Consider the following 11,589-nt stretch of genomic DNA (forward strand, 5'->3'; position numbering starts at 1 on the left):
CGAAGAAAATCCCTTTTTTTTCTTTAAATTTGAGCCATGAACCCACCTCTTTTTGAGCTTGCGGAATACACCAACCGAAGTCTTTTTTTAACCGGAAAAGCGGGCACCGGAAAAACCACCTTTTTGAATGAGCTGGTCAAGAAAACTCGCAAAAAACACATCGTGGTAGCCCCGACAGGAATCGCAGCCATTAATGCCTCCGGAGTCACTATTCATTCGATGTTTGGTCTTCCTCTTCGTCCTTTTCTCCCGACCATCGATCGCATTGACGGGCATTTAGGCAACAACGTAAACGATTTACTTCAACATTTTAAATACCGCAAAGAAAAACTAAAACTACTTCGGGAATTAGAGCTTCTCATTATTGATGAAGTCTCCATGCTTCGCGCAGACGTCCTTGACATGATGGATTATTCTCTACGTTTTGTACGACGCTCCCCTCTTCCTTTTGGAGGAGTTCAAATGCTATTCATTGGGGATCTTTATCAACTACCCCCCGTGGTTCGTGAACAAGAGGCCTTAGGCCGCTACTATCCCACTCCCTTTTTCTTTAGTGCGAAAGTCCTCCAAAATTTGCCCTTAATTACGGTGGAGTTAACGAAAGTCTATCGCCAAAGTGATCAGGACTTCATTGATCTTTTAAATGCGATTCGAGACGCGGATGTAGATGCCATTGATTTCGATCGGCTAAATGAGCGTTACGATCCCGATTTCGAGCCGAATGAAAAATCTTATGTATACCTCACGTCTCATAATAAAATGGCAGATGCCATTAACCGAAAAAAAATAGAGGAGCTCCCAGGGTCTTCCGAGTTCTACCCTGCAAGCATAGTTGGCGATTTTAAAGAAAACCAATACCCTTGTGAAACCAATCTTGAACTAAAGGTGGGGGCTCAAATCATGTTTATCCGAAACGATGCCTCGGCTGAGAAACGCTATTTCAATGGAAAACTAGCTGTGGTACAATCCCTTTCACAGGACTCAATTAAAGTACAGATTGAAGGGAGTGAATCTCTTTATACGCTTAAAAAAGAAGTATGGGAACAGAAATCCTACTCACTTGATCAAAATAAAAACATTAAAGAAGACGTACTTGGAAGCTTTGAGCAGTACCCTATTCGCCTAGCTTGGGCAGTAACCATTCACAAAAGCCAGGGGCTTACCTTTGAAAATGTAATCATTGATGCGGGAAATTCTTTTGTTTCCGGCCAGGTCTATGTAGCACTCTCTCGTTGCCGTACTTTAGAAGGCATTGTGCTTAAGTCTAAAATCACTCCGGAGGTCATATTTTCGGACCGTCGAATCGCTAGCTTTCAGGACTCTACGCACGCAAACGATAGGATTGAAGAAATTTTAGAAAGAGAAAAATATGATTTTACAATTTCGAAAATCTTGCAAAAGCTTGACATCACTTGGGCGAAGAAAGAATTGAGTGTATGGCATAAAGCGGCAAAAGAAAGTAAAAATATCGACCAAAGCGATGTCAAATCTTTAGAATTTAGAAGCCAGAAGGAACTTGAGCATCTAGGAGCAATCTATCAAAAATTCTTTCGCATCCTTCCCCAAATGAAGGAGAAATTCTTTGCAGGAGAAATTCTTTGGGAAGCGCTAGATCTTAAAACAAAAGGAGCCACCGAATTTTTCTTCAAAAGCGTTCACGAAAATCTTTTCCAACCCTTCAAACTGCTCTATTCGCATACGAAGGGAGTCAGTGGTTTAAAAGGGTTTAATGAAAAGACGAAAGATTTACTCGAAGATTTTCAAAATTATTTACAGGATTTAAGAGACCTTAAACTACTAGACACTCCACTTTTAGACTCGGACACTAATCTGGATTTAAGTACAAAAGTAGTCAAGATCCCTAGCCACCAACTGACCTTCCAGCTCTTTAAAGAAGGCAAAACCCTTACGGAGATTGAAAAACACAGAGGTCTGATTCGGGCTACACTCATTGGGCATTTTGATAAATTTGCTCAGAACGGCTCGCTAGATATGGAGGACCTTTTGCGACTCTTGCCCAAAGAGAAGATTAAAACGTTTGAATCTCATTTTTCAAAAGAGCCTAAGCACACTTTAAATGAGTGGAAAGCGATTCTTCCCCCTGAATTCGAATACGGAGAAATTCGACTGCTTAGCTCGTTTTTTGCTCCAAAAGAGGACTGATTCATAGTTTAATCGATACTCATAGGTTTTTTGAATTGAATCTTTTTTGCTTGAAGAAAAAGCCTTCGTATCTTAACAGATTAATTGAAATATATGAAAGCATTTAAATTATCCGTTCTGGATCTCGCTCCTATTAAGGAGGGCAGTTCTGTCAAACAGGCCCTGAATGAAAGCATGGATTTAGCAAAATATGTTGAGTCTTTAGGCTATCACCGCTATTGGCTCGCAGAGCACCATAATTTTGAAGGCATCGCTAGTTCCGCTACTTCTGTTTTAATCGGATACATCGCTTCGGGAACGAAAACGATGAGAGTGGGTTCTGGTGGAGTGATGCTTCCCAACCACTCCTCTTTAGTGATTGCGGAGCAATTTGGAACCCTTGAAGCTCTCTATCCGAACCGGATTGATTTAGGAGTAGGTCGCGCGCCAGGTACCGATGGATACACTGCCAAAGCACTGGGTAGAAACCCAATGACCATTAATACGCAATTTCCAAAGCAGATTAATGAAGTTCAAACTTATTTCTCCTCCGAAAATAGTGGTGCTCTTGTACGCGCCATCCCTGGAGAAGGAAGTAATATCCCTATTTATATGTTAGGCTCTTCAACGGACAGTGCTTATTTGGCAGCCGAACTAGGCCTGCCATATGCCTTTGCAGGGCATTTCGCACCCGAGATGATGGAAAGAGCTTTTAAAATCTATCACGAACGCTTTGAACCAAGTGCTCAGTTTGAAAAACCTTATACAATCGCTTGTGTAAATGGGATGGCAGCTAGTACAGAAGAAGAGGCTCAAAAGATATCCTCAACCTTATACCTTACGTTTTTAGGTCTAATTCGAAACGAAAGAAAACCCTATGCGAAACCGGTGGACGATATGGATGCCATCTGGAGCCCACAAGAAAAAATCCATTTGATGCAAAAATTGAAATACAGTTTCATAGGAAGTAAAGAAGGAGTGAAAACGCAAATTACAGAGTTCCAAGAAAGATTTAACGTAGATGAAATCATGATCAATTCTGCGGTCTTCGACGCGAATGCACGAAAAGAATCCTATCGAATTCTTCAAGAAGTAGTAAGCGAACTTCGCAACTAAAAAGAATACGAAACAAGCCCCAGACAATGTCTAGGGCTTGTTTATTTTTATTCCGTTAGGTTCTTTTATCGATTTCGGCTACTTGTAGCTCCTCTCAATTTCCACACTAACACCACGCATTTCTCCACGCATTGGGGGCGAGGTTTTTGTCAGTTTGATTTTCATAAACTCCACCTGGGGAAATTCGAGATGAATTTTATTTAAAATACGTCCGCAAACATGCTCTAGAAGTTTGGAAGGAATTTTCATTTCCTCATGCACAATATCATTTACAATCGCGTAATTAATCGTGTCCTCAAGGGAGTCAGACTCAACCGCCTTTTCGATATCGGCATGCAGCTCTAAGGTCAAAAGATAATAAGTACCTGTTAGAGTCTCCTCTTCTAGTACACCATGGTACGCATAGATTTTAAGATCTTCTAAAATGATTTTTGCCATAGAGCCCTCGACTATTTAACCGATTGAGAAAGTTCCAACATTTTTTCTACAGGCACGAGTGCTCTTAGTCTAAGTTCTTCGTCCATTGTGATTTCAGGTAGCTCATATTTCATACACAAATATAATTTTTCAAGTGTATTCCTTTTCATAAAGAAACATTCAGAACAATTACAGCTTTCGTCAAATACCAAAGCTGGAATCAGGGTTTTCTCCGGTGCGCGTTTGCGCATCTCATGAAGAATTCCTTCTTCTGTCGCTACGATAAACTCGGTCGCTTCGTCTTTTTCCACGAAATTGAGTAAGGCAGAAGTAGATCCAATAAAATGAGCAAGATCAAGTACAGGCGTTTCGCTTTCTGGGTGCGCAATGAGCTTCGCATTGGGATGCTCAGCCATCTGAGCGGCGATTCTCTCCATGGAGAATGCCTCGTGAACGATGCAACTTCCATCCCATAAAATCATATCGCGTCCTGTCTTTTTCATTAGGTAGCGACCTAGGTTTTTATCGGGAGCAAAAATAAGGGGTTTATCCTTCGGCAAAGAATTAATGATGGTTTCCGCATTGGAACTTGTCACGATAATATCACTTTCTGCTTTGGTCTCTGCGTTGCAATTAATATAGGTCGCAATTAAGGCGCCCGGATGCTTTTCGCGCATGGCTCTCAGTCCTTCGCCGCTGCAACCGTCTGCAAGAGAACATCCCGCTTGCAAATCGGGAAGCACCACTTTTTTAGTAGGATTAAGGATTTTAGCTGCTTCCGCCATAAAATGAACACCACAAAAAGCAATCATATCTGCATCTGTGTCTTTTGCCTGACGCGCTAATTGAAGGGAGTCTCCCAAAAAGTCCGCTATGTCCTGAATGGCAGGGGGCTGGTAGTAATGGGCAAGGATTACCGCATTCTTTTCTTTTTTCAGCTCTAAAATAGCCTCCACTAACGCATCCCCTTGGGGAATAACGATATCGCTAATGTCTAAAAACCCTTTTACGGGTAAATTCGCTTTGGCTTTTTGAAAATTCTCTGTACTCATGCTTTTTGTTTCTATTCGTTGGAAGGAAAATTTAAGCTAAGAAAGCCCTAATCCGGCTTTCGAGCTCGGTTTGCGCTTTGTCTAACTCCTTATTCACTAAAATTTGGTCAAATTGAGGTTGAAAGCTCATTTCATAGGCTGCTTTTTCTACACGCATCGCTATGGTCTTACGATCCTCTGTCTTTCTATTAATCAATCTTTGTTCCAATTCCTCTATACTAGGGACTGTAATAAACAGACTCAATGCTTTTTCCCCGAAAAATTTCTTTAGGGCGATTCCTCCTTTCACATCTACATCAAAAATCACCGTTTTCCCTTGGCCCCAAATTCGTTCTACTTCGCTTTTAAGCGTGCCGTAAAAGGTTCCTTCGTAGACCTCTTCATATTCTACAAAAGCGTCTTTCGCAATTGCACCTTGAAATTCTTCTAGAGACAAAAAATAATAATCTTGACCCTCGATCTCCCCTCCTCTAGGGGCTCTTGTGGTACACGATATTGAAAATTCAAGCTGGTCAAAAACCCCTAAAGCATGCTTCACAAGCGTGGTTTTACCGCTTCCGGAAGGAGCGGAAAAGACGATTACTTTCTCATTGCTATTCCCTGACTCCATTATAGTACGTTTAAAGTTTGCTCTTTGATTTTCTCTAGATGGTCCTTCATTTTCACCACTAGCTTTTGAATCTCTGCGTGATTTGCTTTCGAACCAAGGGTATTGATCTCACGACCCATTTCCTGCGCAATAAACCCAAGTTTCTTTCCGTTCTGATTTTCGGTCTCTAAGACTTCTTGATAATAAATTAAATGCTGAGTTAAGCGAACTTTCTCTTCAGCAATATCTAACTTTTCTGTGTAATAGGCTAATTCTTGGTAGAATCTCGTTTGGTCTACCGCTTCGAACTCCTTTAAGGTCGTTTCATAACGCTGCTTTACAGCATCCATTCTTACGCTTTCAAAAGGTTCAACTTCTCCAAGATACTGCTGGATTAACTGTAAATTGCTTTTTAGTTCTTCCCCTAAAATTCGACCTTCTTCTGCTCTAAAGGCTTGGAAGGAACTCAACGCTTCGTGAAGAACTTTTTTCAAAAATTCCCACTCTTCCTCGGTGAGCTCGTCCGATTTCGACGAGATTACCTCAGGCATTCGAATGGCCATTTTTAAATACTCAAAATCGGGACCGTCGGACGCAACGCTTTTCAGCTCTTGCATATAGGCCTCAAGCAAAGATCTGCTTAGGCGAACCTCTTGATGGTCTTCCAAAGTTTCACTGTTGATGTAGCAATCTACCTTGCCTCGAACGATTTGATCGTTAAGTGTTTTACGGATTTCAAATTCCTTTTCTTTGTATCGCATGGGCACCCGCATACTTAAATCCATACCCTTGGAATTGAGAGACTTAATCTCTACAGTGACTTTCTTGCCTTCAAATATACCTTCGGCTCTACCAAAGCCGGTCATTGATAAAATCATAGTTTACTATTAGTGGCACAAATTTAACACTTTTAAAGGAATGTCTAGCTGCTAGAAATTTCCTAATTTTAGCGAATGAAACGAATTCTATTATTTCTTACCGCGATTCTGTTTTTAGCAGGATGTAAAAAGGAAGCTCCTGTCGCGGAAACCCCTGTAGTGGACACCCTACAGACTCCTAGTACTGCAAACGATTCTCTTGCCTTTCAAGATCAATTAAAAGCGGATTCTCTGGCCACGGCACTTAATGAGCAATCGGCACAGAGCAAACTTCAATTTAAAAAAGACGAAAATGTGATCCTGTCCTTCGATTTACAGGCGCAGAAAGGGGAAGCAGTCGTAGAGGGCAAATCCTATGGCCTTACCAAAATGCAATTCTCCGAGAACAATTACACTTTAAGTGGGCCGGAGATTCAAGTGAACGCAGAAAATGGAAGCTTTAACGAGATGACTTCGGATTGTCTCTACGGGATGATTCCAAACGTAGAATTCATCCTCAAAGACAAAACACAAAAAATAAGTTCAGTGGGTGTACAGCACTGTCCTGTCTACTAAATTCGGGTTTAGATGAAGGCAGTAAAAGTGCAAAATGACAGTCAAAAGCGAGAATTTCTGGAATTCGCTGCACGGCTCTATGCGGAGGATCCTCATTATATCCGTCCCTTAGACATGGATGTTGAAGCCGTTTTCGATCCTAAAAAGAACAAGCTTTTTCAATCGGGTGAATGTGAGCGATTCCTTTTTGTAGATAAGGAAAACCAGACCCTAGGAAAAGTGGCGGTCTTTGTCAATGCAAAATACACGCAAGACCAACCCACTGGAGGAATCGGATTCTTTGATTGCATTAACGATCAGAATGTTGCCAATTTCATCTTTGATTTTGCAAAAAAATATTTGCAAGATCGCGGGATGGAGGCGATGGACGGCTCAATTAACTTTGGAGAGCGAGATAAATTCTGGGGCGTTTTAATTGAAGGCTTTGAAGAGCCTCTCTATGGAATGAATTACAATGCGCCTTATTACAAGTCGCTTTTTGAAACCTATGGATTTGAAGTCTATTTCAATCAACTTTGTTTTTCTAGACCGGTGCACGGTGAGGTTTCTAGGCTTTTCACCCTTATGCATAAGAAGCATTCTCGAAATCCTGAATTAAAAGCCATCCCTCTTAAAAGAAACCAACTCTCAAAATTCGCAAAGGACTTCACCCTTGTCTACAACGCGGCTTGGGCCTCTCACGGAGAAGGAAAACAAATGGACCCCAAAAAAGCGCTTCGAATGTTCAAATCGATGAAGCCTCTCATTAACGAACACATTTCCTGGTTTGTCTACCATAACGACGAGCCCATTGCCATGTGGCTTAATCTTCCGGATGTCAACCAGTGGTTCAAATACTTAAAAGGCCGATTTGGACTGCTCCAAAAGCTTCAATTTCTCTGGCTTAAACGATTCAAAAAGAACACCACCATGGTGGGTATGGTGTTTGGCGTCGTACCGGCATGGCAAAAAACAGGGGTCGACGGCTATATGATTTGGGAAGGCACTCAACATCTACGAAAGCATACCGATTTTAAGCGAACCGAACTGCAATGGATTGGCGATTTTAATCCCAAGATGATCAAAATTGCGGAGGCGCTCGATACCACAGTGACTAAAAAATTAGCCACCTACCGCTACCTTTTCGATCGCGAAAAACCCTTCAAGCGCCTCACGGACGTATAAATTTCTACTCTTAAAATAAAGAGCTGGCAATTTTACGGATGTTGTCACTTTTTCCCATGGAATAAAAATGCAGTAGAGGTACGCCCGCGTCTTTAAGTTCCTTGCACTGCTGGATGGTCCATTCAACACCAATTTCTTTGACCCTCTGATTGCTCGTGGCCTGCTGCACTTCTTTCACAAGATCTTGGGGAAGATCAATTTTAAACGTTTTAGGAAGCATGGATAGGTGGTTTTGAATTGCAATGGGTTTAATCCCCGGAATGATCGGCACGGTAATCCCAATTTCACGAGCTTTTTCGACGAACTGAAAGTATTTTTGATTGTCAAAAAACATTTGTGTGACGACGTAGTCTGCTCCAGCCTCTACTTTCTCTTTAAGTCTTTGCAGATCTGTGGCAAGGGAAGGTGCCTCAATATGCTTCTCAGGATACCCCGCTACTCCCACACAAAATTTATTCTCTGAGTCGCAGCGATCACTGTCGGTTAAATACTTGCCCCTACCAATGTCGTTAATTTGCTCCACGAGGTGTTTTGCGAGTGAATGACCTCCACTGCTTGGAACAAAATGAACCTCTCCTTTTCTTGCGTCTCCGCGCAAGGCCATGATGTTTTCAATTCCTAGATAGAGACAATCGACAAGCAAATACTCGGTTTCTTCCTTGCTAAAGCCGCCGCAAAGCACATGAGGTACGGTATCCACTTTATACTTATGTTGTATCGCCGCACAAATCCCAAGGGTGCCGGGTCTCATGCGCGTCATTCGGCGCTCCATTAACCCTCCTGCTTTTTCCAAATACACGTATTCTTCTCTTGAGGTGGTCACATCAATAAAAGGAGGATTAAATTCCATCAAAGGATCAATATGACTATACAAATCCTCTATTCCTGTTCCTCGAGTGGGAGGAATGACTTCGATGGAAAAAAGGGTTTTATTCTTTGCGGCTTTTATATGCTCTGTAATTTTCATGGTTTAAGGGTGCTCTTTTTGCAAGGGTTTGTTCTTATTCTATAGTGCATGCGTAGACAAATTGGGTTTAAGCCATTTTTCAGCGTAGCTTACATCAACCACCTTACGTCTTGCGTAATCTTCTAGTTGCTCTGGGGTAATTTTCCCCACTCCAAAGTATTTGCTTTGCGCATTTCCGAAGTAATAACCAGAGACGGCTGCTGTGGGAAACATCGCAAGACCTGGAGTCAGGGTGAGTCCAATTTTTTCTTCCACGTCAAGGAGTTTCCAAATGGTTTCTTTTTCGAGGTGATCGGGGCACGCGGGATACCCCGGTGCAGGACGAATGCCTTCATACGCTTCTTTGATTAGCGATTCATTGTCTAGCTTTTCTTCTTTTGCATAGCCCCAATAGTCCTTTCGAACTTTTTCATGCAAAAATTCCGCAAAGGCTTCTGCCAATCGATCGGCTAAAGATTTCACGAGAATCGCGTTGTAATCGTCATGATCCTCCTGGTACTTGGCTTCTAATTCGCTTGAACCAAAACCTGTGCAAACGGCAAAACACCCTATGTAATCCTCAATCCCCGAAGCTTTGGGAGCAATAAAATCAGAAAGTGCGAGGTACTCTTTCCCTTTGGATCGTTCGAGTTGTTGTCGAAGGGTATGGAATTTGGCTAAATACGTTCCAGCGCTGTCACTCACTTCAATGTCATCCTCCGAATTTGAATTGGCCTTGAAAAGGCCAAAAATGGCTTTCGCTTTCAAGAGCTTTTGGTCTATGATTTCAGAGAGCTTCTCCTGAGCTTCTTTAAAAAGTTCTCTTGCTTGCTCTCCGACTACCTCGTCCTTTAAAATATCGGGGTACCTTCCGTGAAGTTCCCAAGTCCGGAAAAAGGGACTCCAATCGATATAGGGAACTAGTTCACTTAAATCCTGATCTTCTAGTACATGCACTCCTAACTTACGAGGCAAAACGGGCGGACTCTTTTCCCAATCCACTTTGAAATTTTGCGCTCTGGCCACCGCTAAATCCACGTATTTCTTTTCTACTTGGCGACTCAGAAACTTTTCTCGGAAGTCTTTGTATTCTAGTTTTAATTCGTCTTTATAGGACTCTTTCTTTTCTCCGATTAGCCGACTTACAACCCCAACGGCGCGTGAAGCGTCGTTTACATGAATCACAGCACGACTATATCCAGGATCGATTTTCACGGCTGTGTGCGCTTTGGAAGTGGTGGCTCCCCCAATTAATAGCGGAAAATCAAGTTTTTGATCCTCTAGCTCCTGCGCCAAATGGACCATTTCGTCCAAACTGGGTGTTATAAGACCGCTCAGACCGATGGCATCCACCTTTTGTTCAATGGCTGTTTGAATAATGGTTTGAGGGTGCACCATCACTCCTAAATCAATAATCTCATAATTATTGCACCCTAGAACCACGCCCACGATATTCTTTCCAATATCGTGTACATCTCCTTTTACGGTTGCTAAAAGAATTTTACCGTTGCTCGGTTTAGAACCGTCCTTTCGCTCCTCTATAAAGGGCTGTAAATAGGCTACCGCCTTTTTCATAACGCGAGCGGACTTGACCACTTGGGGCAAAAACATCTTCCCGCTACCAAACAAATCGCCCACAATTCCCATTCCGGTCATAAGATGACCTTCGATTACATGAAGAGGGTTTTCAGCCTCACTTCTTGCCTGTTCAATGTCCTCAAGAATAAAACGATCGATCCCTTTTACAAGCGCGTGGTTAATTCTTTCCTGTAGGGGCACATCACGCCAAGCTAAATCTTCTTCTAACTTCTTAACACTAGAATCGTGCGTCATGGAATAATCCACAAGTTTCTCTGTGGCCTCTTCATTTCGGTCGAGTAGAACGTCTTCCACTAGAGTAAGAAGACCGGGTTCAATCTCATCGTAAATCCCAAGCAAATTCGGATTCACAATGCCTAGGTTCATACCGGCCTTAATGGCGTGGTAAAGAAATGCAGAATGCATGGCTTCCCGAACGCGGTCGTTTCCACGGAAAGAAAAGGAAACGTTTGAAACGCCTCCACTTAAGGAAACGTAAGGCAAATTCTCTTTGACCCATGCCACTGCTTTAAAAAAATCAATCGCATTTCTTCTATGCTCTTGCATTCCAGTTGCGACAGGGAAAATATTAAGATCAAAAATAATGTCCTCCGCTGGGAACTGAACCTCACCTACCAAAAGTTCATACGAACGCTTGGCAATTTCAATTCGTCTCTCAAAAGAATCCGCTTGTCCTTGCTCATCAAAAGCCATTACCACCACAGCGGCTCCATAGCGTTTGATGGTTTTTGCCTGCGTTAAGAACTCCTCTTCCCCTTCTTTTAAGCTGATGGAGTTCACCACTCCCTTCCCTTGAATCACTTGAAGACCCGCTTCCAGGATCTCCCATTTTGAACTGTCAATCATCACTGGAATTCGTGCAATATCGGGCTCGGAGGCGATTAGATTTAAGAATTTTACCATGCACGCCTTACCATCCAGCAGTCCATCGTCAAAATTGACATCCAAAATCTGGGCGCCCCCTTGAACCTGATCCCTGGCCACGCTTAGGGCTTCGTTAAAATCGCCCTCTTTCACAAGACGAAGAAACTTCTTACTTCCTGCCACATTGGTTCTTTCCCCCACATTGATGAAATTGCTTTCAGGAGTCACGATAAGGGGTTCTAAACCGGATAATTTTAAATACTTCAT

10 protein-coding genes are annotated in these 11,589 nt (G+C 42.4%); 4 read left to right on the plus strand and 6 right to left on the minus strand.

Features of this window, described 5'->3' with window-relative positions:
* Positions 1-36 precede the first annotated feature (36 nt).
* Positions 37-2,163 carry a helix-turn-helix domain-containing protein gene (locus tag AC3IRX_RS05985; protein WP_489208932.1) on the plus strand — a complete coding sequence of 709 codons (2,127 nt, stop codon included), beginning with the start codon at positions 37-39 and terminating at the stop codon, positions 2,161-2,163.
* A 93-nt stretch (positions 2,164-2,256) separates the two neighbouring features.
* Positions 2,257-3,258 carry an LLM class flavin-dependent oxidoreductase gene (locus AC3IRX_RS05990; protein ID WP_489208934.1) on the plus strand — a complete coding sequence of 334 codons (1,002 nt, stop codon included), beginning with the start codon at positions 2,257-2,259 and terminating at the stop codon, positions 3,256-3,258.
* Positions 3,259-3,336: 78 nt separating this feature from the next.
* Here AC3IRX_RS05990 and folB read toward each other — a convergent pair whose 3' ends face one another.
* The 4 genes from folB to AC3IRX_RS06010 are packed head-to-tail and all read right to left on the minus strand — an operon-like array spanning position 3,337 to position 6,194.
* Positions 3,337-3,696, minus strand: a complete 360-nt coding sequence (gene folB, locus AC3IRX_RS05995; protein WP_489208935.1) for a dihydroneopterin aldolase — start codon at positions 3,694-3,696, stop codon at positions 3,337-3,339.
* A gap of 11 nt (positions 3,697-3,707) precedes the next feature.
* The gene (gene nadA / locus AC3IRX_RS06000) at positions 3,708-4,727 is read right to left on the minus strand and encodes a quinolinate synthase NadA (RefSeq protein WP_489208936.1); all 1,020 of its coding nucleotides are present in this window, start codon (positions 4,725-4,727) and stop codon (positions 3,708-3,710) included.
* Positions 4,728-4,758: 31 nt separating this feature from the next.
* Positions 4,759-5,337: a guanylate kinase gene (gmk, locus tag AC3IRX_RS06005; protein ID WP_489208937.1), complete on the minus strand. Its 579-nt coding sequence runs from the start codon at positions 5,335-5,337 to the stop codon at positions 4,759-4,761.
* The gene (locus AC3IRX_RS06010; protein ID WP_489208939.1) at positions 5,337-6,194 is read right to left on the minus strand and encodes a YicC/YloC family endoribonuclease; all 858 of its coding nucleotides are present in this window, start codon (positions 6,192-6,194) and stop codon (positions 5,337-5,339) included. Before AC3IRX_RS06010 ends, gmk begins: the two co-directional genes overlap by 1 nt.
* A 75-nt stretch (positions 6,195-6,269) precedes the next feature.
* Between AC3IRX_RS06010 and AC3IRX_RS06015 the strand changes: the two genes are divergently transcribed.
* Both AC3IRX_RS06015 and AC3IRX_RS06020 read left to right on the plus strand, forming a co-directional pair.
* The gene (locus AC3IRX_RS06015; protein WP_489208940.1) at positions 6,270-6,749 is read left to right on the plus strand and encodes a lipoprotein; all 480 of its coding nucleotides are present in this window, start codon (positions 6,270-6,272) and stop codon (positions 6,747-6,749) included.
* A gap of 12 nt (positions 6,750-6,761) precedes the next feature.
* Positions 6,762-7,913, plus strand: coding sequence for a hypothetical protein (locus tag AC3IRX_RS06020; RefSeq protein ID WP_489208942.1), 1,152 nt, complete (start codon positions 6,762-6,764; stop codon positions 7,911-7,913).
* Positions 7,914-7,923: 10 nt separating this feature from the next.
* Here AC3IRX_RS06020 and metF read toward each other — a convergent pair whose 3' ends face one another.
* Together metF and metH are read right to left on the minus strand one after the other, a co-directional pair.
* The gene (metF, locus tag AC3IRX_RS06025) at positions 7,924-8,880 is read right to left on the minus strand and encodes a methylenetetrahydrofolate reductase [NAD(P)H] (protein ID WP_489208943.1); all 957 of its coding nucleotides are present in this window, start codon (positions 8,878-8,880) and stop codon (positions 7,924-7,926) included.
* Positions 8,881-8,919: 39 nt separating this feature from the next.
* The gene (gene metH, locus AC3IRX_RS06030; protein WP_489208945.1) at positions 8,920-11,589 is read right to left on the minus strand and encodes a methionine synthase; all 2,670 of its coding nucleotides are present in this window, start codon (positions 11,587-11,589) and stop codon (positions 8,920-8,922) included.

Source organism: Epilithonimonas sp. KH_059, assembly GCF_057838485.1.

What these genes read in the sequence shown, in the direction of transcription:
- AC3IRX_RS05985 (WP_489208932.1), top strand. Translation starts at nt 37, where the DNA reads ATGAACCCACCTCTTTTTGAGCTTGCGGAATACACCAACCGAAGTCTT.
- AC3IRX_RS05990 (WP_489208934.1), top strand. Translation starts at nt 2,257, where the DNA reads ATGAAAGCATTTAAATTATCCGTTCTGGATCTCGCTCCTATTAAGGAG.
- folB (WP_489208935.1), bottom strand. Translation starts at nt 3,696, where the DNA reads ATGGCAAAAATCATTTTAGAAGATCTTAAAATCTATGCGTACCATGGT.
- nadA (WP_489208936.1), bottom strand. Translation starts at nt 4,727, where the DNA reads ATGAGTACAGAGAATTTTCAAAAAGCCAAAGCGAATTTACCCGTAAAA.
- gmk (WP_489208937.1), bottom strand. Translation starts at nt 5,337, where the DNA reads ATGGAGTCAGGGAATAGCAATGAGAAAGTAATCGTCTTTTCCGCTCCT.
- AC3IRX_RS06010 (WP_489208939.1), bottom strand. Translation starts at nt 6,194, where the DNA reads ATGATTTTATCAATGACCGGCTTTGGTAGAGCCGAAGGTATATTTGAA.
- AC3IRX_RS06015 (WP_489208940.1), top strand. Translation starts at nt 6,270, where the DNA reads ATGAAACGAATTCTATTATTTCTTACCGCGATTCTGTTTTTAGCAGGA.
- AC3IRX_RS06020 (WP_489208942.1), top strand. Translation starts at nt 6,762, where the DNA reads ATGAAGGCAGTAAAAGTGCAAAATGACAGTCAAAAGCGAGAATTTCTG.
- metF (WP_489208943.1), bottom strand. Translation starts at nt 8,880, where the DNA reads ATGAAAATTACAGAGCATATAAAAGCCGCAAAGAATAAAACCCTTTTT.
- metH (WP_489208945.1), bottom strand. Translation starts at nt 11,589, where the DNA reads ATGAAGTATTTAAAATTATCCGGTTTAGAACCCCTTATCGTGACTCCT.